Origin of the sequence: Aeromonas sp. 3P, from assembly GCF_051919745.1 — a bacterium.
GTDB lineage: Bacteria > Pseudomonadota > Gammaproteobacteria > Enterobacterales > Aeromonadaceae > Aeromonas > Aeromonas veronii.
Map to the genome: position 1 here is coordinate 2826819 of NZ_JBQBED010000001.1, position 26386 is coordinate 2853204.

Annotated in this window: 25 protein-coding genes and 1 pseudogene; 12 read left to right on the forward strand and 14 right to left on the reverse strand. The window is 59.4% G+C overall.

What is annotated here, in order from left to right; genetic code table 11:
• The first annotated feature begins 2 nt into the window (after positions 1 to 2).
• From ACTG19_RS12975 to fhuB, 4 genes are read left to right on the forward strand one after another with little or no spacing between them, the layout of a single operon-like run.
• Entirely contained in the window at positions 3 to 1649 is a 1647-nt protein-coding gene (locus tag ACTG19_RS12975; protein ID WP_439989144.1) for a multidrug ABC transporter permease/ATP-binding protein, read from the forward strand.
• Positions 1650 to 1695: 46 nt separating this feature from the next.
• Positions 1696 to 2460: an ATP-binding cassette domain-containing protein gene (locus ACTG19_RS12980; protein ID WP_439989145.1), complete on the forward strand. Its 765-nt coding sequence runs from the start codon at positions 1696 to 1698 to the stop codon at positions 2458 to 2460.
• Positions 2461 to 2493: 33 nt separating this feature from the next.
• Positions 2494 to 3378, forward strand: a complete 885-nt coding sequence (locus ACTG19_RS12985; RefSeq protein ID WP_252656616.1) for an ABC transporter substrate-binding protein — start codon at positions 2494 to 2496, stop codon at positions 3376 to 3378.
• The gene (gene fhuB / locus ACTG19_RS12990; RefSeq protein ID WP_439989146.1) at positions 3375 to 5357 is read left to right on the forward strand and encodes a Fe(3+)-hydroxamate ABC transporter permease FhuB; all 1983 of its coding nucleotides are present in this window, start codon (positions 3375 to 3377) and stop codon (positions 5355 to 5357) included. The genes ACTG19_RS12985 and fhuB overlap by 4 nt, the downstream gene beginning before the upstream one ends.
• Before the next feature lie 71 nt (positions 5358 to 5428).
• Here fhuB and mnmE read toward each other — a convergent pair whose 3' ends face one another.
• The 8 genes from mnmE to ACTG19_RS13030 form a co-directional block, all read right to left on the reverse strand.
• On the reverse strand, positions 5429 to 6790 hold the full coding sequence (gene mnmE / locus ACTG19_RS12995) for a tRNA uridine-5-carboxymethylaminomethyl(34) synthesis GTPase MnmE (RefSeq protein ID WP_042063286.1): 1362 nt from the start codon (positions 6788 to 6790) through the stop codon (positions 5429 to 5431).
• A gap of 98 nt (positions 6791 to 6888) precedes the next feature.
• The gene (gene yidC, locus ACTG19_RS13000) at positions 6889 to 8535 is read right to left on the reverse strand and encodes a membrane protein insertase YidC (protein WP_005342319.1); all 1647 of its coding nucleotides are present in this window, start codon (positions 8533 to 8535) and stop codon (positions 6889 to 6891) included.
• A gap of 5 nt (positions 8536 to 8540) precedes the next feature.
• On the reverse strand, positions 8541 to 8789 hold the full coding sequence (gene yidD / locus ACTG19_RS13005) for a membrane protein insertion efficiency factor YidD (RefSeq protein WP_075116235.1): 249 nt from the start codon (positions 8787 to 8789) through the stop codon (positions 8541 to 8543).
• Positions 8756 to 9115, reverse strand: a complete 360-nt coding sequence (rnpA, locus tag ACTG19_RS13010; protein WP_005342318.1) for a ribonuclease P protein component — start codon at positions 9113 to 9115, stop codon at positions 8756 to 8758. Before rnpA ends, yidD begins: the two co-directional genes overlap by 34 nt.
• Positions 9115 to 9249, reverse strand: coding sequence for a 50S ribosomal protein L34 (gene rpmH, locus ACTG19_RS13015; RefSeq protein ID WP_005307156.1), 135 nt, complete (start codon positions 9247 to 9249; stop codon positions 9115 to 9117). The genes rnpA and rpmH overlap by 1 nt, the downstream gene beginning before the upstream one ends.
• Positions 9250 to 9519: 270 nt before the next feature.
• Positions 9520 to 10254, reverse strand: coding sequence for an amino acid ABC transporter ATP-binding protein (locus tag ACTG19_RS13020; protein ID WP_113740551.1), 735 nt, complete (start codon positions 10252 to 10254; stop codon positions 9520 to 9522).
• A gap of 87 nt (positions 10255 to 10341) precedes the next feature.
• Complete coding sequence (locus ACTG19_RS13025; protein ID WP_013724235.1) at positions 10342 to 11010, reverse strand: amino acid ABC transporter permease; 669 nt, start codon at positions 11008 to 11010, stop codon at positions 10342 to 10344.
• Positions 11011 to 11769, reverse strand: coding sequence for an amino acid ABC transporter substrate-binding protein (locus ACTG19_RS13030; RefSeq protein ID WP_113740552.1), 759 nt, complete (start codon positions 11767 to 11769; stop codon positions 11011 to 11013). It abuts the gene before it with no gap.
• 311 nt (positions 11770 to 12080) lie between these two features.
• Here ACTG19_RS13030 and dnaA point away from each other — a divergent pair, with 311 nt between their 5' ends.
• From dnaA to gyrB, 4 genes are all read left to right on the forward strand, one after another.
• A complete protein-coding gene (gene dnaA, locus ACTG19_RS13035; protein ID WP_439989147.1) occupies positions 12081 to 13457 on the forward strand; it encodes a chromosomal replication initiator protein DnaA in 1377 nt (458 codons plus the stop codon).
• Positions 13458 to 13540: 83 nt separating this feature from the next.
• Complete coding sequence (dnaN, locus tag ACTG19_RS13040) at positions 13541 to 14644, forward strand: DNA polymerase III subunit beta (protein ID WP_439989148.1); 1104 nt, start codon at positions 13541 to 13543, stop codon at positions 14642 to 14644.
• A gap of 2 nt (positions 14645 to 14646) precedes the next feature.
• Positions 14647 to 15750: a DNA replication/repair protein RecF gene (recF, locus tag ACTG19_RS13045; RefSeq protein WP_005339305.1), complete on the forward strand. Its 1104-nt coding sequence runs from the start codon at positions 14647 to 14649 to the stop codon at positions 15748 to 15750.
• Entirely contained in the window at positions 15747 to 18158 is a 2412-nt protein-coding gene (gene gyrB, locus ACTG19_RS13050; protein WP_439989149.1) for a DNA topoisomerase (ATP-hydrolyzing) subunit B, read from the forward strand. The genes recF and gyrB overlap by 4 nt, the downstream gene beginning before the upstream one ends.
• A gap of 122 nt (positions 18159 to 18280) precedes the next feature.
• Here gyrB and ACTG19_RS13055 read toward each other — a convergent pair whose 3' ends face one another.
• The 4 genes from ACTG19_RS13055 to ACTG19_RS13070 all read right to left on the reverse strand — a co-directional run bounded on the left by ACTG19_RS13055 (position 18281) and on the right by ACTG19_RS13070 (position 21316).
• Entirely contained in the window at positions 18281 to 18658 is a 378-nt protein-coding gene (locus ACTG19_RS13055; protein ID WP_157161694.1) for a VOC family protein, read from the reverse strand.
• A 66-nt stretch (positions 18659 to 18724) separates the two neighbouring features.
• The gene (locus ACTG19_RS13060; RefSeq protein ID WP_439989150.1) at positions 18725 to 19429 is read right to left on the reverse strand and encodes a helix-turn-helix transcriptional regulator; all 705 of its coding nucleotides are present in this window, start codon (positions 19427 to 19429) and stop codon (positions 18725 to 18727) included.
• Between the two features lie 65 nt (positions 19430 to 19494).
• Complete coding sequence (locus tag ACTG19_RS13065; protein WP_113740553.1) at positions 19495 to 20454, reverse strand: helix-turn-helix domain-containing protein; 960 nt, start codon at positions 20452 to 20454, stop codon at positions 19495 to 19497.
• Positions 20455 to 20545: 91 nt separating this feature from the next.
• Positions 20546 to 21316 carry an MBL fold metallo-hydrolase gene (locus ACTG19_RS13070; RefSeq protein ID WP_113740554.1) on the reverse strand — a complete coding sequence of 257 codons (771 nt, stop codon included), beginning with the start codon at positions 21314 to 21316 and terminating at the stop codon, positions 20546 to 20548.
• Positions 21317 to 21596: 280 nt separating this feature from the next.
• On the opposite strand from ACTG19_RS13070, the gene ACTG19_RS13075 reads away from it, so the two are divergent.
• Positions 21597 to 22010 (forward strand): Hsp20 family protein, encoded by a 414-nt coding sequence (locus tag ACTG19_RS13075; protein WP_041210487.1) that lies wholly within the window; start codon positions 21597 to 21599, stop codon positions 22008 to 22010.
• A gap of 92 nt (positions 22011 to 22102) precedes the next feature.
• Positions 22103 to 22543: an Hsp20 family protein gene (locus tag ACTG19_RS13080; RefSeq protein WP_005339297.1), complete on the forward strand. Its 441-nt coding sequence runs from the start codon at positions 22103 to 22105 to the stop codon at positions 22541 to 22543.
• Between the two features lie 72 nt (positions 22544 to 22615).
• Here ACTG19_RS13080 and ACTG19_RS13085 read toward each other — a convergent pair.
• Positions 22616 to 23865 (reverse strand): annotated as a pseudogene (locus ACTG19_RS13085) (valine--pyruvate transaminase).
• A 380-nt stretch (positions 23866 to 24245) separates the two neighbouring features.
• On the opposite strand from ACTG19_RS13085, the gene ACTG19_RS13090 reads away from it, so the two are divergent.
• Together ACTG19_RS13090 and ACTG19_RS13095 are read left to right on the forward strand one after the other, a co-directional pair.
• Positions 24246 to 25343: an ISAs1 family transposase gene (locus tag ACTG19_RS13090; protein WP_439988606.1), complete on the forward strand. Its 1098-nt coding sequence runs from the start codon at positions 24246 to 24248 to the stop codon at positions 25341 to 25343.
• Between the two features lie 39 nt (positions 25344 to 25382).
• On the forward strand, positions 25383 to 25616 hold the full coding sequence (locus ACTG19_RS13095) for a hypothetical protein (RefSeq protein ID WP_101530237.1): 234 nt from the start codon (positions 25383 to 25385) through the stop codon (positions 25614 to 25616).
• Here ACTG19_RS13095 and ACTG19_RS13100 read toward each other — a convergent pair.
• Positions 25546 to 26370 carry an AraC family transcriptional regulator gene (locus tag ACTG19_RS13100; RefSeq protein ID WP_101530236.1) on the reverse strand — a complete coding sequence of 275 codons (825 nt, stop codon included), beginning with the start codon at positions 26368 to 26370 and terminating at the stop codon, positions 25546 to 25548. The two genes, ACTG19_RS13095 and ACTG19_RS13100, sit on opposite strands and share 71 nt — an antisense overlap.
• Positions 26371 to 26386 lie beyond the last annotated feature (16 nt).

Sequence of the window (26386 nt, forward strand, 5' to 3'; positions counted from 1 at the left end):
TTATGGAACTCTTGTCTCTGGTTTATCGCCAATATCGTTGGCCTTTTATCGCCATTACCCTGCTCAGTCTGCTCAGTGCCGTCAGCGGGATTGGCGTCATTGCTTTTATCAATCAGTCTCTTATCGAATCTATAGGTGATCCGCTGCCGATCCTCGGTCAGCTGGTCGGCCTGATTGTGTTGCTGCTGGTGATCACTCTCGGATCTCAGCTGGCCCTGACCACTCTCGGTCACCATTTTGTCTACCGGTTGCGCGGCCGTCTGCTCAAGCAACTGCTGGATACCGATGTCGCCCGCATTCGCCAGATAGGTCAGGGGCCGCTGCTGGCCTCCCTCTCCAGCGATATCGGCCAGATCACCATCGCCTTCGTGCGCCTGCCGGAGCTGGTGCAGGGACTGGTGCTCACGCTTGGTTCTGCCCTCTATCTTGGCTGGCTCTCTCCTGCATTACTCGGGGTGACCGCACTCTGGGTCACCGTCACCATGGTGGTGGGCTGGTTGCTGGTGAACCGTGTTTATCGCCATCTCTCCCACATGCGTCAGGCCGAAGATCGGCTCTATCAGAACTATCAGGCCATCATCGCCGGCAGCAAGGAGCTGGCGCTCAACCGCGAGCGGGCTCACTTCGTTTACCACCAGCTCTATGAGCAAAATGCCCGTGACTACCGCCAGCAGATCATTCGCGCCGACACCTATCACCTGAGCGCGGTGAACTGGTCGAATATCATGATGCTGGGGGCCATCGGTCTGGTCTTCTTTCTGGCCAACGGCCTTGGCTGGGCCAACACCAATGTGGCCGCCACCTTCGCCCTGACCCTGCTGTTCCTGCGCACCCCGCTGTTGCAGGGGATTGGCGCCCTGCCGACCCTGCTTGCCGCTCAGGTGGCGTTCGACAAGATAGCCGCCCTCAATCTGGCCGAGCCGGATGCGGACTTCCCGCTGCCGCCCGCCATCCGCCCCTGGCAGCGTATCGAGCTGGAGCAGGTGAGCTTTCACTATCAGGGGGAGGGCGGTTTTGCCGTTGGCCCCATCGATCTGGTCATCGAAAAGGAGGAGCAGATCTTCATCATCGGCGGCAATGGCTCCGGCAAGTCGACGCTGGCCATGCTGTTGACCGGCCTTTACCAGCCGGTATCGGGCCGCATCCTGTTGGATGGTGAACCCGTCACCGATCGCAACGGCTATCTGGCGCTCTTCTCCGCCATCTTCACCGACTATCACCTGTTCCAGCACCTGCTGGGGCCGGAACCCAAGGATGAGCTGGTGGCCGAGTGGCTGGAGCGGTTGCAGATGGGCCGCAAGCTCACCATCGAGGATGGCTTTATCGCCGATATCGAACTCTCTCAGGGGCAGCGCAAGCGGGTCGCCCTGCTGCTGGCGCTGGCCGAGCAGCGCGAGGTGATGCTGTTTGACGAGTGGGCTGCGGATCAGGATCCCCAGTTCCGCCGCATCTTCTATCAGGTGCTGTTGCCGCGCCTCAAGGAGATGGGCAAGACGGTGATTGCCATCAGTCACGACGATCACTACTTCCCGCTGGCTGATCGCCTGCTGGAGATGCGTCAGGGTCAGCTCACCGAACTGACCGGGGCGTGCCGCGCCGCAGTGAGCCGCGATGCGATCGCCCATCTGGATTGTGAGGTGCCGGCTTGATGCCGGCACCGATGAGACTGGCGGCAAGCCAGCACAGGAATTGCTTATGTTTGAGATGAAATCAGCGAGTTTTGTGGTGAACGACCGCACGCTGCTGCACCCCACCGACCTGCGTTTCGAGCAGGGACAGGTCTATGGCCTCATCGGCCACAATGGGTCGGGCAAATCGACCCTGCTCAAGCTGCTGGCACGCCAGCAACCCCTCAGCGACGGCGAGATCCTGTTCGATGGCAAGCCGCTACCCGACTGGGGCAACCGGGAGTTTGCCCGTCAGGTGGCCTATCTGCCCCAGCATCTGCCGAGCGCCGAGAATCTGCTCGGGCGGGAGCTGGTGGAGATGGGCCGCTACCCCTGGCGCGGCCTGCTGGGCCGGATGGGGGCGGAGGATCACCGTCAGGTCGAGCGGGCCATCGCCCTTACCCATACCGAACGCTTTGCCGATCGGCTGGTGGATACCCTCTCCGGCGGCGAGCGGGGGCGGGTCTGGCTGGCGATGCTGCTGGCGCAGGAGAGCCGCTTCATCCTGCTGGACGAGCCGCTGGCCGCGCTGGATGTGGCCCATCAAGTGGAGGTGCTCACGCTCGTCAAGCAGTTGAGCCGTCAGCTCAACCTCGGGGTCATCATCGTCATTCACGACATCAATATGGCTTCCCGCTTCTGTGATCGGCTGGTGGCGCTCCACTCCGGCAGCCTGCTTACCCACGGTGAACCTGAGGGGCTCATGACCAGCGAGACCCTGCACGCCATCTATGGCATTCCGATGGAGGTCATTCGCCACCCGGCTCATGCTCATCCCATCGCCATCGTCTGACCGGGGGCATCCTTGAACCTTTTATTGAAGAAGATGGCTCCCTGCCTTATCAGCCTGTTGTTACCACTTGTGGCGCAGGCCGACACATCCCCGATCGCTTCTGCGCCGCTACCCCGTATCGCCACCGTCGACTGGACCATAGCCGAAACCCTGCTGGCGCTCGGGGTGACGCCGCTGGCTGTGGGGGATGCTGGCCCCTATCAGGCCTGGGTCGGTGAGCCACGGCTGCCCGCCGGAGTGGTGGATATCGGCCTGCGCACCCAGCCCAACCGCGAGTTGCTGGCGGAGCTCAAACCCGATCGCATCCTCATCTCGCCGCTGGCGGCCCCGCTGGCGCCAACTCTTTCCCGCATCGCGCCGGTGAGTACCATCGCCCTCTATGATGGGCAAACCGATCTGTGGCAGCGGCTGCACGAGGTGACCCTGACTCTCGCCCGTATGGTGGGCAAAACCGCCGAGGGCGAATGGCTGCTGGCCGGGCTGGATCGGGATCTCGCCAGTATGCAGGCCGGATTGCCTGCGGATCTGCCGCCCCTGCTGGTGGTGCAGTTTATCGATGAGCGCCATGTGCGGGTGTTTGGTCGCCACAGCCTGTTCGATGCGGTGATGACGCGGCTTGGGCTGCGTAATGGCTGGCAGGAGCAGACCAATGACTGGGGTTTCTCGGTGGTCAGCATCGAGCAGTTTATGACCTTGCCAACCGCGCGGCTGGTGGTGGTCGATCCCATCCCGGTAGGGGTGAGCGAACGGCTGCAGGAGCCTGGGCTGTGGCAGCATCTGCCGCTGGTAAGGCAGGCGCCCGTGCTGCATCTGCCTGCGGTCTGGAGTTTTGGTGGCGTATTGGCCGCCCGCCGTTTCGCCGGTCTGCTCAGCGATGCATTGTTGCAAGATGCCGAGCGTATGGAGGCGAGCCGATGAAGCGACTGCTCACATCGCCGCTGCTGCGGCCGGTCTCGATCCTGCTGGGGTTGACCCTCTCGCTCGCGTATTGGGAGCTGGCTCGCCAGCTGCCCGCTGCGCTCTGGTGGCAGAGCCTCTTCGCCCCCAATCTTAATGACGTCAGCCAAGCGGTGGTGCATTTCAGCTGGTTGCCCCGCTTGGCGGTCACCCTGCTGGCCGGGGCGGCGCTCGGGCTGGCGGGCACCCTGATGCAGCAGGTGCTGCGCAACCCGCTCGCGTCACCGACCACCTTGGGGGTGGCCTCCGGTGCCCAACTGGCGTTGATGATGGTGACCCTGTTTGCCCCCTCCTGGCTGTTGCTGGGGCGGGAGTGGATCGCCATGGCCGGTGGCTGCCTCGCGATGGCACTGGTGTTTGCCCTGGCCTGGCGTCGTCAGCTCAATCCGGTGGTCATCGTCTTTGCCGGGCTGGTGATCAACCTCTATCTGGCGGCCATCAGCATGGGGCTCTTGCTGTTCTTTCAGGAGGAGCTGAAAGGTTTGCTGGTGTGGGGCAGTGGTTCGCTAGTGCAGAATAGCTGGAGCGGGGTGAGTTACCTGTTGCCCCGCCTGCTGGCAGCTGCGGTGCTGGCCGTTGTGCTGGTACGCCCGCTGGCGGTGCTGGAGCTGGATGATGCCAGCGCCCGCAGTCTGGGGGTCTCCCTTCAACATCTGCGTTTTGCCGGACTGGGGCTGGCGGTGTTTGTCACCGCTTGCGTGGTGAGCGTGGTGGGGCTGATCGGCTTTATCGGGTTGGCAGCGCCCGCCATGGTGCGGTTGCTCGGGATCCGCCAGCTTGGCCAGCGGCTGCTGTGGGCTCCAATCCTCGGCGCCCTGCTGCTGGCGGCGACCGATCTGTTGCTGCAGAGTCTGAGTCGCTTCTGGCCAGTCTTGATCCCCACCGGCGCCATGACCGCCCTGCTGGGGGCGCCGCTGCTGCTCTGGCTGATCCCGCGCCTAGGTATCAAGTCGGGTACGCCTAAGGCAAACGCTGGCCTGCTGGTGGCTCGCCATCCGGCTCCGGCTCGCCTTATCGGCCTGTTGCTGGTCGGGCTGCTGCTGGCCGTGGTCGCCACCCTGCTGTTGGGGCAGGGAATGACGGGCTGGAGCTGGCCAAGCTGGCTCCGCTGGCAGGCCCAGCTGGAGTGGCGGTTGCCGCGCACTCTGGCGGCGGGAGCTGCTGGCGTGTTGCTGGCGCTGGCGGGCACCCTGTTGCAGCGGGTCAGCAACAATCCTATGGCGAGCCCGGAGCTGCTGGGGGTGAGCGGCGGCACCTTTATGGGGGTGATAGCGACGGCGCTGTTGCTGCCTGCATTGCCCCTGCCGCTGATGCTGTCCGGTGGCTTGCTCGGTGCCTTCGGCTGCCTGTTGCTGCTGGTGGTGATTAATCGCAAGCACGGCTTCCAGCCGGAGCGGATCCTGCTCTCAGGTATCGCCATCACAGCGTTGTTTGAGCCGCTGCAGGCTATCGCGCTGGCCAACGGTGACCTGCGGGTGCAGCAACTGCTCTCCTGGATGTCCGGTTCCACCTATTACGTCACCCTGCCGGTGGCCTGTGGGCTGGTGGGGCTGGCGTTGTTGATGCTGGCCGCCTGCCTGCTGGTGAGTCGTTGGCTCGATCTGCTACCGATGGGGAGTGCTGTAGCGACTGCGCTTGGCATTCGCCTCAACCGTGCCCAGCTCGCCATCTTGCTGCTGGTGGCCGTGCTCACTGCCAGCGCCACCCTGGTGGTCGGGCCGCTCTCGTTCGTCGGTCTATTGGCGCCACATATGGCCAAGCTGATGGGGTTGGTGCGGGCACGCTGGCACCTGCTTGGGGCCGCCGCTTCCGGTGCCCTGTTGATGGTGTCGGCTGACTGGGTTGGCCAGCAGGTCCTCTTCCCGCAGGAGGTGCCGGTCGGGCTGGTCTCCACCTTGTTAGGGGGCGCTTACTTCATGTGGTGCCTGCGTCGCCTCTAGGTTCGCGGACAAAAAACGCACAATAAAAAGCCCGGGATTAGCCCGGGCTTTTTATTGTTTGCCGAACCGGCTTACTTGCCGATGCAGAAGCTGGAGAAGATACGGCCCAGCAGATCGTCGGAGCTGAATTCGCCGGTGATCTCGGAGAGGGACTCCTGCGCCAGGCGCAACTCTTCGGCCACCAGCTCACCGGCCACGAACACTTCCAGCTGCTCCTTGGCCACCAGCAGGCGCTCGGCGGCGCGCTCCAGCGCATCCAGATGGCGGCGGCGGGCCATAAAGCCTCCTTCGGTGTTGCCCTGGAAGCCCATGCAAGCCTTCAGGTGCTCGCGCAGGGCAGGCAGCCCCAGCTCGGTCTTGGCGGAGATGCGGTAGACGGCGTGGCCCTGCTCCTGACTCGGTGCCAGATCCTCGCCGGTCAGGTCGGCCTTGTTGCGAATGACAGTGAGGCCGATGTTTTTTGGCAACCGATCAACAAATTCCGGCCAAATTTCCCGCGGGTCGACCGCGTCCGTGGTGGTGCCATCCACCATAAACAGCACCCGGTCGGCCTGTTCGATCTCGGCCCAGGCGCGCTCGATACCGATCTGTTCCACCTTGTCCTGGGTGTCGCGCAGACCGGCGGTGTCGATGATGTGCAGCGGCATGCCATCGAGATGGATATGCTCGCGCAGCACATCGCGGGTGGTACCGGCGATCTCGGTGACGATGGCCGACTCACGGCCCGCCAGGGCATTTAGCAGGCTCGATTTGCCGGCGTTGGGACGACCGGCGATCACCACCTTCATCCCTTCCCGCAGCAGGGCGCCCTGTTTGGCTTCCCCGCGGACATCGTCCAGCTCGGACATGATGGCGTAGAGGTCGCCCGCCACCTTGCCATCGGAGAGGAAGTCGATCTCCTCGTCCGGGAAGTCGATGGCCGCTTCCACATAGATGCGCAGCCGGATCAGGCTCTCCACCAGTTGCTGAATTTTGCTGGAGAACTGCCCCTGCAGGGAGTGCATGGCGCTGCGGGCGGCCTGTTCGCTGGAGGCTTCAATAAGGTCAGCGATAGCTTCGGCCTGGGCCAGATCCAGCTTGTCGTTGATGAAGGCGCGCTCGCTGAACTCGCCGGGCCGGGCAGGACGAATGCCGTCGATTTTCAGAATGCGGCGGATCAGCATGTCCATGATGACGGGGCCGCCGTGGCCCTGCAGCTCCAGCACATCCTCGCCGGTGAAGCTGTTGGGGGCTTTGAACAGCAGGGCGATGCCCTGATCCAGTACCTGGCCTTGCTCATCCCTGAACGGCAGATATTCGGCGTAGCGCACCCGCGGGAGCTTGCCGAGCACTATCCCGGCGACCTGTTCGGCGGCGGGGCCGGAGACCCGGACTATGCCGACGCCACCACGGCCTGGCGCGGTGGCCTGGGCCACGATCGTATCTGTTGTCATCTTGCTTGGCTCGTTTGTTCGCTGATAGGAAAACGTAGTGGGGACATTGTAATAAAAAAGGCGGCCCGAAGGCCGCCTCTTTTGTCATCACGGGAAGATTAGCTGCGTGAATGCAGTCCTTTCTTCTCCAGCTGACGATAGATGATGGTCTGCTGGATGATGGAGATGACGTTGCTCACCAGCCAGTAGAGAGTCAGGCCAGCCGGGAACCAGAGGAACATGAAAGTGAAGATGATCGGCATGAACTGCATCACTTTCTGCTGCATCGGGTCGGTTACGGTGGTCGGGCTCATCTTCTGCAGATACCACATGGAGGCACCCATGAGGATTGGCAGCACGAAGAAGGGGTCCTTCACTGACAGGTCAGTGATCCACAGGGCGAACGGCGCGTGGCGCAGCTCAACAGACTCCATCAGTGCCCAGTAAAGGGCGATGAAGATCGGCATCTGAACCAGGATCGGCAGACAGCCACCCAGCGGGTTGACCTTCTCCTTCTTGTACAGCTCCATCATGCCCTGAGACATCTTCTGGCGGTCATCGCCGAAGCGCTCGCGCAGGGCCGCAATCTTGGGTTGCAGCATGCGCATCTTGGCCATGGAGGTGTACTGGGCCTTGGTCAGCGGGAACATGATGCCGCGTACCAGCAGGGTCAGCATGATGATGGCCAGACCCCAGTTTTGGACGAAACCGTGGAACACGGTCAGCAGCCAGTGCAGCGGTTGGGCGATGAACCACAGCCAGCCGTAGTCGACGGTCAGGTCGAGGTGGTTAGCCACCTTGGCCATCTGGTCTTGCAGCTTGGGACCAACCCACAGCTTGCTGGTCACTTCAGCCTGTTGGCCGGCAGCCACGTCAACCAGCGGCGCCTTGTAACCGATGATGGCCTGGCCTTTGCCCGGGATCACACGGCTGTAGAAGCTGTTGGTATCGTCGGCATTCGGTGCCCAGGCAGAGACGAAGTAGTGTTGCAGCATGGCGACCCAACCACCCTTGGTGGTCTTGTTCAGGTCGGCATCCTTCATCTCGTCGAAGGTGTACTTCTTGTAGCGGGTATCTTCAGTGGAGAAGGCACCACCACGGTAAGCGCTGGCTACCATGGCATGACCTTCCTGATCCTTCGGTGTGGCTACGGTCTGCTTCAGCTGACCATAGAACTGCACCTGAACCGGCTCGGCAGATTTGTTGTCGATCTTGTAATCAACGCCAACGGCATAATCGCCACGCTTGAGGATGAACTCCTTGGTGAAGACCACGCCCTTGCTGTCGGTCCAGGTCATCGGAACGACGACTTGATCCTGACCATCGGCCAGCTGATAGCTGGTCTGGGCGGCTTCATAGGTAGGACGACCTTCGGCCTGACTGTCCGGACCGTTGCGACCCACCAGACCGCTCTGGGCGATATAGAGGTGCTCGGGCTTGCTGGTCAGCAGCACGAACGGTTGGTCCTTGCCCTCTTCCAGTTTGTGAGACAGCAGTTCGGCAGACACGATGTCGCCACCCTGGGTATCCAGGGTCAGCTTGAGCACGTCAGAGGAGACGGTGATCAGCTTGCGTGCGGCAGTCGCATTGGCTTGCTCGGAAACCTGAGGAATATCACCGGTCTGACCGGCTTCAGGTACGAAATGTTCGGTTTGGGCCACGGTAGTCGGGGCCGGCTTCGGAGCCTTGTCGGACTCCCACTGTTGCCAGAGCAGAAAGCTCACGAACAGCAAACCGATCAGGAGTAGATTGCGTTGTGATTCCATAGTTTTCAGTTTCTTCGCTTTGGTTGCGGAACCGGGTCATAACCACCCTCGGATAAGGGATGGCATTTTAATAGACGTTTGCTGGCTAACCAAACGCCTTTTATGAAACCGTGAAGTCGGATGGCTTCTATCGCAAATTGGGAACAAGTTGGGGTAAAACGGCAGCGCGGCCCGAGCAGAGGGCTAATGATTAGCTGATACAGGCGTATCAGTTTGATAGCTACCCATTGCAACGGCGTGACAGGGTGCGCCATAGCTTTTCCAGTAACTTGAACAGTTCCTCGTTATCCATCTCTTTCACACCGGCCTTGGCGATCACCACGATGTCGATAGCGGGCAGCTGATGTTGTTTGAGGCGGAAACTTTCCCGAACCACCCGTTTGACACGATTACGCCAAACGGCACGCTTGAGTGCTTTTTTGGGCACAGCGAGACCAAGACGAGGGTGTTCGAGCGAATTGGGAGAAGCGAGAAGGGTAATCTGCGGAGAGGCGGCCCGGACAGGCTCGGCGAAAACGCGTTTGAAGTGTTCGGGAGTTAACAGACGTAACTCCCGAGAGAAGGTGTGCTGGGTAGGCATTAGACTACCAGGCGGGCACGACCCTTGGCACGACGAGCGGCCAGAACTTTACGACCGTTGGCAGTTGCCATGCGGGCGCGGAAACCGTGAGAGCGCTTGCGCTTCAGGTTGGACGGTTGAAAAGTACGTTTCATGATTCGATTCCGTATTTCTGTACAGTTTTGATTGTCACACTTAGCCGACGCGCCAGCTATAGCGTGTGACGACTAGCAAAAGAGGCCGAATTCTAAACAGAGTTCGGCTTTTAGTCAATCCGCCGTTCCCTCTCATCCTGCCGTGGTCTTGAAAAGGCCGCTGCCGAGCGTGAGGATCCAGAGGATCAAGGGCTCCGGATTATACTGGCAACCCGGGGTTAAACAAGGGATCCCTCAATAAAAAAGGCGGCCAGGCCGCCAAAGAGAGAGCTATTTAAGGACTTTCCGCAAGAACTCCCGGGTACGGGGATCCTTGGGATCGACCAATATCTGATCCGGCGGGCCCTGCTCGACGATCCGCCCCCCTTCCATGAAGATCACCCGATCGGCAACATCACGAGCAAATTCAATCTCATGAGTCACCACCACCATGGTCTGGTGCTGGCGGGCCAACTCTTTCATCAGTCCCAAAACCTCGTCGACCCATTCCGGATCGAGCGCCGAGGTGGGTTCGTCAAACAGGATCACCTTGGAGTGGGCCGCCATGGCCCGACCGATGCCGACCCGTTGCTGCTGGCCGCCGGAGAGGGAGGCCGGATAGGCATCCTGCTTGTCGGCGAGACCAATGTCCTTGAGGATGCCGAGCGCTGTGGCGCGGGCCTCCGATTTTGGCTGCTTCCAGACGGTGATCAGCCCTTCGGCGATGTTGTCGAGCGCCGTCTTGTTGGCAAACAGGGCGTAGTTCTGGAACACGAAGGAGGCCCGTTTGCGCAGCTCGATCGCCTGCTGCTCGCTGGCATTTGCCAGATTGAGCTGCAGATCGTCGATGGCAAGCGAACCTGCATCCGGGGTCTCCAGCAGGTTCAGGCAGCGCAACAGAGTCGACTTGCCGGTGCCGGAGGGACCGATGATGACGACAATTTCCCCCTTTTTGACCTCCAGATCGATGCCATTGAGCACCTGATTGCCGTGATATGCCTTGGAGAGGCCGGTTAGCTTGATCATGAGAGCCCTCCTTTAAACAGGCGCAGTGTTAAAACGGACTTCCGGCGTGCATTGCAAGCGGGTCAGTTGCTTTGTCATGGCAAACCCCTAATAGGCACGGTTGAGACGAATTTCCAGCAGGTGCTGCAAGCGGGTAAAGAAGATCACCACCACCCAGTAGATCAGCGCCACCGCCATAAAGCTCTCGAAGAACTTGAAGGAGGAGGAGGCTTCCATCTGCGCCTTGCCCATGATCTCGGCCACTCCCAGTGTGAAGGCCAGCGAGGTGCTCTTGATCATGTCGATGAAGTAGTTCATCAGCGACGGGGTGGCGATGCGTGCCGCCTGCGGCAGGATGATCCGCTGCATCGCCTGATAACGGCTCATGCCGATACTGAGCGCCGCTTCCATCTGGCTTTTGTGAATGCCGAGGATGGCTGCTCGGATCGACTCGGCCATGTAGGCGGCGAAATGCAGGGTCAGACCGACGATGGCGGCAGTAAAGGCATCCATCCCCACGAAGATCGGGAACAGTTGCGGCAGTCCGTAGTAGAGCAGGAACAGCTGAACGAGTAGCGGTGTACCCCGAAAGAACGAGATATAGAGCATCGCCAGCCAGTGAATCGCGGGGACGCGAAACACCCGTACTATCGCCAGGGCCAGCGAGAGTACGAGTGCCAGCACGAATCCCCACAGGGCCATCTCCATCGTGGTGCCCAGATATTTGAGCAGGATGGGAAACAGCCCCAGCGTGTATTCGAGGTCAAATTCCATCATTTATTTGTCGGTGATGTCGGAAGCGAACCATTTCTCGGAGATCTGACGCAGGGAGCCATCCTTGCGCATGGCAGTCAGGGCCTCGTCGACCTTCTTCAGCAGCGCCTGTTTCTCCGGGGTCTTCAGGAAGGGCAGGGCGTTCTCGATAGTCTCGAACGGTGCGCCAGCCTGTTGCAGCGGCAGCTTGGACTCTTTGATCAGCTGGGCGGTGGAGACGCGGTCCATCACGAAGGCATCGATGCGACCCAGGGCAACATCCTGCTCGAAGGCGGAGTCATAGGTGCGGATATCGATCTTCTTGTTCGGGTCGTTCTTGCGCAGCAGCTCTTCGAAGTTGGAACCCAGGTTCACGGCCACCTTCTTGCCTTCCAGATCCTTGATGCCGTGGATGGTGTTGTTGCCCTTGCGTACCACAATCTGGGCGCCGTCATAGACGTAAGGCTGGGAGAAGTCGTACTTCGCCTTGCGCTCGTCGGTGATGGTGATCTGGTTGGAGATAGTATCGATGCGGCCGGTTTCCAGCATGCCGAACAGGCCGGAGAAGCTGGCGGTCACGAATTCGACCTTGTAGCCGGTGCGCTCGCCGATCTGGTTCCACATATCCACTTCAAAACCCTGCAGCTTGTCCTGCTTGACGAAGGTGAACGGGAAATATTTGCCGGACATGCCGACCTTGATGGTCTCCTGGGCAATGGCCTGACCGGACAGGGTGGCGAGCAGGATGGCTGCGCCGGAAATAAGCTTGATGGAAGTTTTCATGGGTTTTCTCTCTCTCAATGTCTTGTATTTGTAGTTGTAATCACTGCTTTGGCGCTGATGTTATTGGAATAAAATTTAAAAAATAAATGACATTTGGTTATATGAAATAACAGGAGTGCAGCACGAGATCCGCCAGTTGCAGCAGTGGATCAAGCTGTGGGTAACTTTGGGGATGAAATCCGATCCAAAGGCGCTGGATCCTTGAAAGTCAAGGATCTTATTTGCTGGATCCACCGGGCGATGGCTGGAGATCCGGCAGCTAAAAACGTAGAATAGCCGGTCTTTAGTTAATCAATCGACAGGAGTTTAGAGTGACTGCTTCGCTATGGCAGCAGTGCCTTAACCGGCTGCAAGATGAGTTGCCCTCGGCAGAATTCAGCATGTGGATCCGGCCGCTTCAAGCGGAGTTGAGTGACAATACTCTGACCCTGTATGCACCGAATCGCTTTGTTCTGGACTGGGTACGAGACAAGTATCTCATCCGGGTTAACGGCATCATCAACGAACTCTGCGGGGTCGATGGCCCCGCTCTGCGTTTTGATATCGGCAATCGTCCTCACCCCGTTACCGTCGCTGCAAGCAGAGCGCCGGTACAGGGTGCCGCGCCTGTGAATAACTTGCAGAAGAGCTGGGAAAGCAAGGCTGAAACCAAGCCTGAGCCGAACCACAAGAGCAACACCAACGTGAACTATACCTTCGAGAACTTCGTCGAAGGTAAGTCCAACCAGTTGGCGCGTGCGGCTGCCCGTCAGGTGGCGGACAATCCGGGTGGTGCTTACAACCCGCTGTTCCTCTATGGCGGTACCGGCCTGGGTAAAACCCACCTGCTGCACGCCGTTGGCAATGCCATCAAGGAGAGTAAAAAAGATGCCAAAGTCATCTATATGCACTCCGAGCGGTTCGTCCAGGACATGGTGAAAGCGCTGCAAAACAACGCCATTGAAGAGTTCAAGCGTTACTACCGCAGCGTCGATGCCCTGCTCATCGATGACATCCAGTTCTTCGCCAACAAGGAGCGCTCCCAGGAGGAGTTCTTCCATACCTTCAATGCCTTGCTGGAAGGTAACCAGCAGATCATCCTGACCTCGGATCGCTATCCGAAGGAGATCAACGGTGTCGAGGATCGCCTCAAGTCCCGCTTCGGCTGGGGCCTGACCGTGGCGATCGAGCCGCCTGAGCTGGAGACCCGCGTCGCGATCCTGATGCGCAAGGCGGACGAGAACCAGATCCATCTGCCGGACGAAGTGGCCTTCTTCATCGCCAAACGTCTGCGCTCCAACGTCCGTGAACTGGAAGGCGCCCTCAACCGGGTGATCGCCAACGCCAACTTCACCGGCCGTGCCATCAACATCGATTTCGTGCGCGAAGCGCTGCGCGACCTGTTGGCACTGCAGGAGAAGCTGGTCACCATCGACAATATCCAGAAGACGGTGGCGGAGTACTACAAGATCAAGCTGGCGGATCTGCTCTCCAAGCGTCGTTCCCGCTCTGTTGCCCGTCCGCGCCAGCTGGCGATGGCACTGGCCAAGGAGCTGACCAACCACAGTTTGCCGGAGATAGGTGATGCCTTTGGTGGCCGTGACCACACTACCGTTCTTCATGCCTGCCGCAAGATCGAGCAGCTGAAGGAGGAGAGTCACGACATCAAGGAGGACTATTCCAACCTGATCCGTACCCTTTCTTCCTGATAACGGAATCGAGTGGACAGATGCAGCGCGAATATTCCAACCTGATCCGAATCTTTTCCTCCTAATCACAACGGAGAGCACAGATGCAGCTCGAAATTAGCCGTGAGGCCCTGTTACGTCCTCTGCAACTGGTGTCCGGCGCCCTCGGCGGCCGACCGACCCTGCCGATCCTCGGCAACGTGCTGCTTGATGTCAGCAACGGTCTGCTGTCACTGACCGGTACCGATCTCGAAGTAGAGATGATCGGTCAGGTCTATCTGAACGGGGCCAGCGAAGATGGCCGCACCACAGTACCGGCGCGCAAGCTGCTGGATATCTGCCGTGGTCTGCCGGAAGGCGCCGAGATCCGTCTCAATACCGAAGGCGAGCGCCTGATCATCCGGTCCGGTCGCTCCCGCTTCAACCTCTCGACCCTGCCGGCGACCGAGTATCCGAACATCGAGGATTGGGAATCCGTGCTCGAGTTCGATATCAGCCAGCTGGAGCTGAAGAAGCTGATCGATGCGACCCAGTTCTCCATGGCCAGCCAGGATGTGCGTTACTACCTGAACGGCATGCTGTTCGAGAGTGAAGGTCACGGTCTGCGTACCGTGGCGACCGACGGTCACCGTCTTGCTACCTGCCGCCGCGAGGTAGTCGGGGAATCGCTGCCCGATCATCAGGTTATCCTGCCGCGCAAAGGGGTACTGGAGCTGGTGCGTCTGCTGGAAGCAGAAGATAAGCCGGTGCGGCTGCAGATCGGCCGCAGCAACCTGCGTGCTGCCCTCGACGGCTTCATCTTCACCTCCAAGCTGGTGGATGGCCGCTTCCCGGATTGGCGCCGCGTCATTCCGCGCAACAGCGACAAGGCCCTGATCGCCGGCCGTGAGGATCTGCGTCAGGCGTTTGCCCGCGCCGCCATCCTCTCCAACGAGAAATTCCGTGGGGTGCGTCTCAATCTGCAGGAAAACCTGCTGCGCATCACCGCCAACAACCCGGAACAGGAAGAAGCCGAAGAGCTGCTTGACGTACAATATACCGCTGGCGAGATGGAGATCGGCTTTAACGTCTCTTATGTGCTCGACGTGCTGAATACGTTAAAATGTGACCAAATTCGGATTAGCCTGAGCGATTCCATCAGCAGTGCCATTATTGAGGATTTTGAACATCAGGATGCTCAGTACGTGGTGATGCCGATGCGGATCTAGTCGTGTCTCTGGTCAAACTCCAGCTCAGCGACTTTCGCAATATCCAGCAAGCCAGTCTCAAGCTGTCGCCCGGCCTCAACATTCTGGTCGGGTGCAATGGCAGCGGCAAGACCAGCGTGCTGGAAGCCATTCACTACCTTGGTCTGGGGCGCTCCTTTCGCACTCATTTGACCGGGCGGGTCATCCGCCAGGGGGAGAGAGCCTTTACCCTGTTTGCCCAGTGCGAGCTGGAAGGGCGTCAGGTACCGATCGGTCTTGCCAAAGACAAGAGTGGCGAGACCCAGCTCAAGATTGCCGGGGCGCAGGCCCAGCGGCTGGCCGATTTGGCGGAGCTGTTGCCGGTGCAGTTGATCCATCCCGATGGCTTCAACCTGCTGACTGGCGGGCCTCAGGCTCGCCGCGCCTGGCTCGATTGGGGGGTCTTCCATCAGGAGCCGACCTTCTTTGCCCTGTGGGGGCGAGTGCGGCGGCTGCTGAAACAGCGCAATGCGCTGCTGCGCCAGAGCACCCAGTACCGCCAGCTGGCGTTCTGGGATCAGGAGCTGGTGCGGCTGGGTGGTGAGCTGGCCGAGTTTCGCGCCAGTTATTGTCAGGCCATTACGCCCCTGATCAAGGAGATGACGGCGGATTTTCTGCCGGAATTCGATATCAGTCTCGGCTTTTACCGGGGCTGGGAGAAAGATACTCCCCTCGGCGATCTGCTGGAGGCGGGGTTTGAGCGGGATCGGGCGCTGGGCTATACCGGTGTCGGTCCACAGAAAGCCGATGTGCGCCTCAAGGCGAACGGTGTACCCGCTCAGGATATTTTGTCCCGGGGTCAGCTGAAGTTGCTGGTCTGCGCCATGCGACTGGCCCAAGGGCTCTATTTGAATCAACATAGCAGCCGTGGCTGTATTTTTTTAATTGACGATTTTGCCTCTGAACTGGATGTCGACAAGCGCCGCTTGCTGGCCGCAAGGCTGAAGCAGTGTGCGTCCCAGGTGTTTATCACCGCCATCGACACCGGTCAGCTCGCAGACATGATGGATGCGAATGACTGTAAGTTGTTCCACGTGGAACAGGGTAAAATCTCCGAAACGTTAGAGAAGGCAGAGAGTAAGCTATGAGTGAAAATACTTACGACTCCTCGAATATCAAGGTGCTGAAGGGCCTGGATGCGGTCCGCAAGCGCCCGGGGATGTATATCGGCGATACGGATGATGGCTCGGGTCTGCACCACATGGTGTTCGAGGTCGTCGATAACTCCATTGACGAGGCGCTCGCTGGCTACTGCTCCGATATTCTGGTCAAGATCCATTCCGACGGTTCTGTATCTGTGCGTGATAATGGCCGGGGTATCCCGGTAGACATGCACGAGGAGGAGGGCCGCTCCGCCGCAGAGGTCATCATGACCGTGCTGCACGCTGGCGGTAAGTTTGATGACAACTCCTACAAGGTATCCGGCGGCCTGCACGGCGTGGGTGTCTCCGTCGTTAACGCCCTCTCTGACAAGCTGTTGCTGACTATTCGTCGTAACGGTCACGTCTATGAGCAGACCTATCATCTGGGTGAGCCGCAGGCGCCGCTCAAGCAGATTGGCGACAGCACCGGCACCGGTACCGAAGTTCGCTTCTGGCCGAGCCCTGCCATTTTCAGCGATACCCTGTTCCACTACGAGATCCTGGCCAAGCGCCTACGCGAGCTCTCCTTCCTCAACTCCGGTGTCTCCATCCGTCTGCAAGACGAGCGTGATGGCCGCGAGGCGCATTTCTGCTACGAGGGTGGCATCAAGGCATTCGTTGAGTACCTGAACCAGAACAAGACCCCGATCCACCCGAAGGTGTTCCATTTCACCACCGAGCAGGATGGTATCGGCGTTGAAGTGGCGATGCAGTGGAACGACGCCTATCAGGAAGGGGTCTACTGCTTCACCAACAACATCCCGCAGCGGGATGGTGGTACTCACCTCGTTGGTTTCCGTACCGCGCTGACCCGTACTCTGAACTCCTATATGGACAAAGAGGACTACAGCAAGAAGGCCAAGTCTGCCGCCAGTGGCGACGACGTGCGTGAAGGTCTGATTGCCGTTATCTCCGTCAAGGTGCCGGATCCCAAGTTCTCCTCCCAGACCAAGGATAAGCTGGTCTCTTCCGAAGTGAAGACCGCGGTCGAACAGGCGATGGGTGAGAAGCTGGCCGACTTCCTGCTGGAAAACCCGGGCGATGCCAAGATCGTGGTCAACAAGATCATCGATGCGGCCCGTGCCCGCGAAGCGGCCCGCAAGGCTCGTGAACTGACCCGCCGCAAAGGCGCGCTGGACATCGCCGGTCTGCCCGGCAAGCTGGCCGACTGTCAGGAAAAAGACCCGGCGCTCTCTGAACTCTACATAGTGGAAGGGGACTCTGCTGGCGGTTCCGCCAAGCAGGGTCGCAACCGGAAGAACCAGGCCATCCTGCCGCTCAAGGGCAAGATCCTGAACGTGGAGAAGGCCCGTTTCGACAAGATGATCTCCTCCCAGGAGGTGGGCACCCTGATCACCGCACTGGGTTGCGGTATCGGTCGTGACGAGTACAACCCGGACAAGCTGCGTTACCACAACATCATCATCATGACCGATGCGGACGTCGATGGTGCGCACATCCGTACCCTGCTGCTGACCTTCTTCTATCGTCAGATGCCGGAAATCATCGAACGTGGCTACGTCTATATCGCCCAGCCGCCGCTTTACAAGGTGAAGAAGGGCAAGCAGGAGCAGTATCTGAAAGACGAAGATGCGCTGCTGCAGTACCAGACCGCCATGGCGCTGGACGGTGCGACCCTGCACGTCAACGAGTCCGCTCCGGCCATCGGTGGCGAGGCGCTGGAGCGTCTGGTCAACCAGCACCGCTCGGTGACTCACCTGATCACCCGCATGTCTCGTCGTGCGCCGGAAGCGGTACTGACCCAGCTGATCTATCAGCCGGAGTTGAACGAAGCGCTGCTGAACAGCGAGAGTGATCTGCTGGCCTGGTGTCAGGGTATGGAAGCCGTGCTCAACGAGAGCAACCACGGTATCCAGTACCAGATCCAGGTTCGTCGTGACGAAGAGCGCAGCCTGTACGTGCCGCATGCCGTGGTACGTCAGCACGGTGTCGACCGCGAATATCCGCTCAGCTACGACTTCCTGCAATCCGGTGAATACCGTCAGCTGGTTTCGCTGGGCAAGGAGATCGCCAACCTGATCGAGGAAGGTGGTTTCATCAAGCGTGGTGAGAAGGTGAAGCCGGTTGCCAACTTTGTGGAAGCCGTCGGGTGGTTGATGGGCGAAGGCAAACGCGGCATCTACATCCAGCGCTATAAAGGGCTGGGTGAGATGAACCCGGACCAACTGTGGGAAACCACCATGGATCCGGAAGCCCGCCGCATGCTGCGCGTCACCATCGACGACGCCGTCGGTGCGGACCAGCTCTTCTCCACCCTGATGGGTGATGCCGTTGAGCCCCGTCGTGACTTTATCGAGACCAACGCCCTGCGCGTAGCCAACCTCGACGTCTAATCGACGCAGTCAGTTCGATATAAAAAGCCGCTCCTTGTGAGCGGCTTTTTTTTATTTTCAGGGGCGGGGAAATGGCACGTTCCACGTGAAACATGAAACTGCTTGGTGTTGATGGTTATAACTCAGCTCAGTTCTGGTGCCAGGCAGTAGAGTCGCAGGCGATGGCCATCGGGATCAAGAGCCATGCCGGTATAGCCAAACTCCATCCGGGTTGGTTGCTGGATGATGGTCAGGCCACGAGCTTGCCACTCTGACAAGCCAGAATCGACACTGGTTTCATCAGGCAGCGAGAAGGCCAGTTCCATGGCGCCAGCACTTTGGGTAACGGCTGGCTCGACGGTGGTACTGGACCAGAGCGCCAGTCTGGCGCCTGACTCGAATACGAACATGGCAAAGGTAGGTGACTCTTCCACCGGTTCACGCCCGAACAGCTGGCGGTAGAAGAGCGCACTGCGGGTCGGGTTGGCAACGTAGAGGATGGTGAACTGGGGAACTAACATGGTGATGCTCCTTGCTGATGAGATGGCGCATTGGCGCCGACCCCGTCAGCATGGTGCTACCTGCTGTCAGTTTCTGTCAGCAATGAATTTCGGTTGCGGGATCTGCTGGGTGGTGCGCCACTTCTTCAGCAGGCTCTCTCTGCTTTTTGGATAGCGGCAATCTTGCGGTTGCATCCGGGTGATGCGATCGACCCGAAAGTGGCGAAAGCCCTGACGCAGTTCGCACCAGGCTACCAGTACCCGCACCTGTTCGAAGTAGCCGAGGGCAAAGGGCCAGACGGTACGCTCAGAGGCCTCATCCTTGAGGTCACGATAACTCAGGGTCACCTTGCGTTGCTGGCGGATGGCGCAGCGCAGCGGGGCTTCATCGGTGAGTCGGTCGCTGCGGGAGGTGCCGATCAGCAGGGCATTGCTCTGGAGCTGCTGGCGATAGTCGGCGGGCAGCACGGCTTCTATCTTGGCCAGCGCACTGCTGGCCGATGCACTCAAGGCTCCGTCACCGTGGGCGACTACCCAACGTGACCCCAGCACCAGCGCATCCAGCTCCTCTTCACTGAACATCAGTGGCGGCAGCATGAAGCCGGGACGCAACACATAGCCGATCCCCGATTCGCCCTCGATATGGGCTCCTTGTGCCTGCAGGGTGGCGATATCCCGATAGAGGGTGCGCAGGCTGATGCCAAGCTGGCTGGCCAGTTCCGCGCCAGTAATGGCGTAACGGTGGCCGCGCAGCAGCTGGAGCAGGGCCAGCAGGCGTTCGGAACGGGACATGGGATGACTCCTCGGGATTTCTGGTTAGCCTGCCATAGCGGAGTGAGCGGGTATAGAGGATGTCATCAGACATTGTTGCCACGAAAAGATCGTCGCCACTCGCTGGGGGAGATGGCAAAGCGGGCTCGAAAGTGATTGCGCAGGGAGGTGGCACTCTTGAAGCCGACCAGCTCGGCGATGCGATCGATGGAATGGCCGCTTACCTCCAGCAGCTCCTGACTGCGCCTGAGCCGCTCCGCCAGCAGCCATTCACCCACCGAGAGGCCGGTAGCCTGATGAAAACGGCGGGTAAAGGTGCGGCGGCTCATCAGGGTGTGGGCCGCCAGAGAATCCAGGGTGTGGGGTTCGGCCAGATGGGCACGCAGGTGATCGAGCAACTGGTTCATCCTGACATCGCGAGTGGAGGCGGGCACCGGCTGTTCGATAAACTGGGCTTGGCCCCCTTCCCGGTGAGGCGGGATCACCAGCCGCCGCGCCACCTTGTTGGCGATGGCCGAGCCGTGGTACTGGCGTACCAGATAGAGGCAGCAGTCCAACCCGGCGGCAGTGCCTGCCGAGGTGACCAGCCCATCGTCATCCACATAGAGGGCGTTGGTATCGAGCTGCACGCAGGGAAAGCGGCGGCAGAAATCCTGTTCGTACTCCCAGTGGGTCGATGCTTTGCGACCATTAAGTAGTCCGGCGTAGGCGAGCACATAGGTGCCAAGACAGAGCCCGACCAGCCGGGCACCTCTGGCTCTGGCGGCAATCAGGGCATCGAGCAGTGCTGCGGGTGGCTGTGCTGCCGGGTCGTGCCAGAAGGGGATGACGATGATCTCCGCCTCGGCCAGCACCTCCAGCCCATGAGGAGCCTGAATGGTGAAGCCTTGCGCCGAGTGTGCATGATGGTTGCCATCACCGCAGCAGATCTTGAGCTCGAACAGCGGCTGGCGCGGCAGGATGTCGCCGAAGATGAGACAGGGGACGGCGCAGTGAAAAGGGCTGAAGTGATCGAAGGTCACCACGGCAACGATCGGGGTGGTCATGGTGTTGGCTCCTCTCTGCGCGCAGACCACTCATCATAAGCGTTTGGCTGTGAAAGCCGAAGGGCCATGTCTGACATGGCTCTCTTGTGGATCATAGCGATATCGCCTCGCCATCTTGCGGCACCCGTACCCGATCCATCATGCCCCGGTCCACCAGATAGTCGCGTAGCTCCTGGCGTGACAGCACGGCGTGGTTGACCGCCTCCATATGACTGGCGATCAGCGTGGCTTGCGGTGCGGCCTGATAAACGGCGGCGACATCTTCCTTACCCATGATGATGGAACCGAGTCCGGGCACCTGTGCATCGCCACAGTTGAGGATGATGACCTCGGGTTGATGCTGTTGCAGGGCTTGCTCGACCCGGGGATGCCAGATGGTATCACCGGCCAGATAGAGGCACTGTTCATCGGGGTGGGAGAAGACCACGCCGCATACCTCTCCCATGCGCTCGCCCAGTACCGCCATCAACTGGTCGCTGCCGTGCTGGCCACCGGTCTGTTGCAGGCGAATGCCGGCAAACTCGGGCTGGTCGCTCAGCAGCCGCACATCCTCAAAGCCACTGGCACGAATGGCATCGGCATCTTTCTGATGTTGCACCAAGAGCGGCAGATGCTTGGGGAGCAGGGCTCTGGCGGCATCATCCCAGTGGTCGGGATGGTCGTGGGTGACGATCACGGCGTCCACATCGACCAGCTCATCGATCGGTAGCGGCAGCTCGACCAGCGGATTGCGCAGATGGCTGTTGGCGGTGCCTTCAAAGCCGGGGAAGGCTCCCTTGGCCGAGAGCATGGGGTCGATCAGAAAGCGGGTGCCGGCATAGTCGAGCAGCAAGGTGGCGTTGCGAACCTGGGTAATCTTCATGAGATGGCTCCATGTTGGCTGGTGGATATGCAACCAATTATGGAGTGCGGAGCGCATTGCCATCAGTGGCCCACGGGTCGATTATCATCACTATCGGGCCAACAGGTTGATGTTCTACAGGTCGGTGCGGCCATTTAAAAAATTCGAAAAAATCCCCTTGAAAGGAAAAAGTGAGCCCCTATATAGGTAACAAGGCCGGAACGCTCGACAGAGGTTTCGACCAGGCGCCCGTCCATAAGGAGGGCAAACAATCCGTTATCGCTCACAAGAGGGTAATACTATGCGTTCTATCGACTTTTCTCCGCTCTATCGTTCTGCCATCGGTTTCGATCGTCTGGCCAATCTCATCGAATCTGCGGCCAGCAATGGCAATGCCGGTTATCCCCCCTACAACATCGAGCAGTTGGGTGACAACGACTACCGCATCAGCATGGCGGTGGCGGGCTTTACCCAGGAAGAGCTGGAGCTGAGCTTCCAGGAAAATCTGTTGACGGTGAAGGGCAACAAGCAGGCCGATACCGAGCGTAACTATCTCTATCAGGGGATTGCCGAACGTGGTTTCGAGCGCCGCTTCCAGCTGGCCGACTATGTGCGGGTTAAAGGGGCCGATCTGAAAAACGGCTTGCTGCACATCGAGCTGGTGCGTGAAGTGCCCGAGGCGATGAAGCCGCGCAAGATCGAGATCAACGGCTGATAGCCTGAATTCACTGAAATTTTAAAATTCCCCGGGTGCCGATGACGGGCCTGTGGAGAGTTGAACCTGTTGCTTATTAGAAGGATAGGATTATGCGTAACCTCGATTTTTCTCATCTCTATTCCAACGCCGTCGGCTTCGAGCGGATGGCCCGTGAGCTGGAAGGTCTATTCGAGCAGAAGACCGCCGCTTACCCCCCGTACAACATTGAAAAGCGCGATCAGGATGGCTATCGCATCACGGTCGCCGTGGCTGGCTTCGAGCGCGAAGAGCTGGAGCTGGAGACCGAAAACGGCACCCTCAAGGTGAAGGGGCGCAAAGGGGCTGCGGCCGGTGAGCGTCAGTTCCTCCATCAGGGGATTGCCGAGCGCGACTTCGAGCTCGCCTTCAAGCTGAGCCAGCACGTGGAAGTGCAGGGCGCCAAGCTGGAGCATGGTCTGTTGACCATCGACCTGGCTCGCGAGTTGCCGGAGGCGCTCAAGCCCCGCGCCATCCCCATCGGTAAACCCGAGCAGCTGGCGCTGCCCGGCTAAGCAAACCGGATTGCGATAAACAATAAAGGCCTGCATCTGCAGGCCTTTCTGTTTTTGGCTGGCCGGACTGATTTAGCCGGCGTAGAGGGCATTGATTTCATCGGCCAGAATGGCGATGCCGCGACGAACCAGCTCCTCACTCTGGGAGTAGTTGAGGCGGACGCACTCCTGGCTGTGGCGCCACTCGGAGTCGTCGATGCCGGGGAAGAAGTAGTGACCCGGCACGATCAGCAGGTTCTTCGCCTTCAGTCGCTCATAGAGCTCCTGACAGTGGATCGGCAAATCTTCAAACCAGAGCCAGAGGAAGAGAGCCCCTTCAGGCTTGTGGATATGGAAGCGCGGGTCGGGGATCGCTTCGCGCAGCAGCTGCACCGCCAGCTCCGCCTTCTGCTGATAGAAGGGCTTCACCACCTGTTCGCTGAGGGCGATGATCTCGCCGCTCTCGATCATCGGGATGGTGATGGCGGGCCCCAGACTGCCCGGCGCCAGATTGATGATGCCGCTCAGGTTGGTGATGGCCTGGATGATCTTCTCATCGGCGATGACGATGCCGCAGCGGGTGCCCGGCAAGCCCAGCTTGGAGAGGCTCATGCAGAGGATGGTGTTGGCGTTCCAGAACGGCTTGGCTTCGCTGAAGATGATACCCGGGAAGGGGACGCCGTAGGCGTTGTCGATCAGCAGCGGAATCCCCTTGTCGCGGGCGATCTGATCGAGGTGTTCGATCTCTTCATCGGTCAGCACATTGCCGGTGGGGTTGGTTGGGCGGGAGACGCAGATCACCCCGATATCGTCGCCCACCTGCAGGCTCTCGAAATCCACGTGGTATTTGAACTGGCCATCGGGCAGTTTCTCGATGGTGGGCTTGTAGGCCACGAAGTAGTCGTCGGCCAGCGCCGAGTCGGCATAGCCGATGTATTCGGGGGCGAGCGGGAACAGCACCTTCTTCTTGCGGCCATCAGCAAATTCACCGGCCAGCAGGTTGAACAGGTAGAAGAAGGCATTCTGGCTGCCGTTGGTCAGGGCGATATTGCGGGCTGAGATATCCCAGCCCAGCTCCTTGCTGAGCAGTCCGGCAAGCGCCCTGGTGAACCTGTCTTTGCCTTGCGGGCCATCGTAGTTGGCCATCGCCTTCACCAGTTCGCCGTTGTCGAGCAGGGTTTTGGCCTCGGCCTGAAAGCGCTCCAGCATGGCGGGGATGGGGGCCGGATTGCCACCACCCAGCATGATGGCGTCCGGATTGGTCAGCCCCTGATTGAGGTCATCCATGAGTTGGGTAATCCGGCGTGGCGAGTGAACTTCTCGCCGAACAAGGAAAATTCCATTCAGTGACAGATCCAGATTTGAGTTACGGGGATGTAGCACCATAGCTCAGTTTAAAAGCGGGTGTCGATCAAAAAGATGGGACGTTCCACGTGGAACATGGTGCAAAAATCAAGCGTGGTTAAAAGCACCAACTGTTGGTTTAAAAATGACCGAGCGGGATGCATTTTGCGACTCAATTTGGTATCGAGATATAGTTAATTTAAACAAAATCATCATGTTATGAATTGCGTGAGGATTGGCACAACTATTGGAATAGCTATCTGGTCATCTCAACCATACCGGAGCAAACCACAGGGCGGGATCGCACTTTGTTAACAAACTTTGAACTGGCAGATCGTCTGTGATCTAATCGCTCCCCTAGTCCAGAGGAGCTCAAGCCATGACACTCATTGAACATCTCACTCTCGTTGAAGAAACCCGTTCAGATATCAACCGCAAGCATGATTTGGTGGACGTGATGTTCCTCGTCATCAGCGCCATCATGGCCGGAGCTGAGGGCTGGCGTGATATCCAGACCTTCGGCGAGTCGAAAGTCGATTGGTTGCGCTTATATCGCCCCTTTACTCATGGCATTCCGCGTCGTCATACCATCGCTCGCATCCTACGGACCATCGTCGTCGAGTCCTTGCTCGAAGCCTTACTCGGTTGGGTCAATGAGCGCCGCACCCACAGCGGCAAGCCCCTCATCGCATTCGATGGCAAAGTGTTGCGCGGGGCCTATCGCAATGATGCCAAGCAGGCGCTGCAACTCGTCACCGCTTATGACACCGAAAATGGGCTGGTGCTTAGCCAAAAAGTCACCCCCTCCAAGCGTGGCGAACTCGGCACCGTCAAGGCGATGCTGGATGTCCTCAACTTGAAAGGGGCGGTAGTCACCCTGGATGCACTGCATTGCCAGCGCGAGACACTGGAGAAAATCAGTGAGAAAAATGCCCATGTGGTGGTGCAGGTGAAACACAATCAGCCCTTGCTGCGTCAGGCGGTGCAGTCCCAATTTCAGGCGCTGTTCGATGCGGGAAAAGAGAAGGTCGTGGTCGAGCACAAAGAGTGCGGCCATGGCCGGGAAGAAGCGCGCTATGTGTTTCAGTTGAAGGCCAAGTTACCGCCTGAGCTGGCCGCAAAATGGCCGACGATTCGCAGCATTATCGCCGTTGAACGGCACCGGACTATCAACGGGAAAGGCACGGTGGATACGTCCTACTATGTCAGTTCACTGTCTCACAAACATAAGCTGCTGGGTCACTATATCCGGCAGCATTGGCGGATAGAAAACAGTCAGCACTACATTCTGGACGTGGTGTTTGGTGAGGATGCGTCCCGGATAGCCATGGAGGATGCCGTGGAGAATATGGCCCTGTTTCGACGATTCGTGATGAACATTCTCACTCAGAGTCAATGTGGCGCGCCAAGCCAGCGAAACAAGTTGAAAAGAGCGGGCTGGGACGATGATTATCGGGCACAGTTATTCTTTGGTTGAAAATCAAGCAAAGTGCGCTCCCGCCCTGGAGCAAACCAGATGAAAAGCCTGATCGTTACCCTGATTGTGAGTGCCCTGAGCCTGAACGTGATGGCCAACGAAAACCCGCGGCCCGAGCTGGAGAGTGCCCAGCTGGAGCAAGATGTGCAGAGCGAGTTGCAACAGGCATCACATGCCGTGGTGCAGGATGCGCTGCACAATCTCAAGCCGCTGGCGCTGGATACCCTGGTGGTGGAGGCGAGTCAGGCTGTGGCGACTCACCCCGAGAGCTGAGGTAGCGCAGGGGGGTCTGTCCCGAATGTTGTTTGAAGAAGCTGATAAAGGCGCTGTCGCTGGAGAACTCCAGCGCAACGGCAATCCGGCTGATGGACTCGCTTTCTGCCAGTAGCTCCATGGCGCGCAACAGCCGCCACTGCTGACGCCACGCCTGATAGCTCATGCCGGTCTCCCGCATGAAGATGCGGCCAATGGTCTTGTCACTGGCACCCACCCGCTCGGCCAGCCGGTTGAGCCGATCGGGCAGGGCATCTCCCCGTTTCAACTGCTGTAGCCAGTCGCCCAGTCTGGGATCGGTTGGCAGCGGCAACTGCCACGACTCCCGCGGCGCCTGCCCCAACTCCTCCATAAACAGTGCCACCGTCCGTTGTTGCTGCTCTTGCGGTTTGTCCCACGGCCAGAGCGCCATCCGCTCGATCAGTTCGTGCAGCAGCGGATTGACCGCCAGCACCTCCACCGTGCCGGGCAACTCGGGGTGCGGCTGGAAGTAGAGTGAGCGGTAGGCCACCACACCGCGCATCAGTACCCGGTGGGCGGTGCCTGCAGGCAGCCAGGCGGCACGGGTGGGCGGCAGCAGGCAGACTCGGCCTTCCAGCTCCATGGTCATGCAGCCGGATTGGGCGAACAACAGCTGGTGGCGCTGATGCTGATGCATGCCCGAGTCGTGCCAACCGAGGGCGGAGGCAATGCCGATCACGCTGCCGGTCAGCTGGTCGGGCTCAAAAGGGTGATCGGGAAGAATAAAGGCCATATGTCCGATTTTTGAT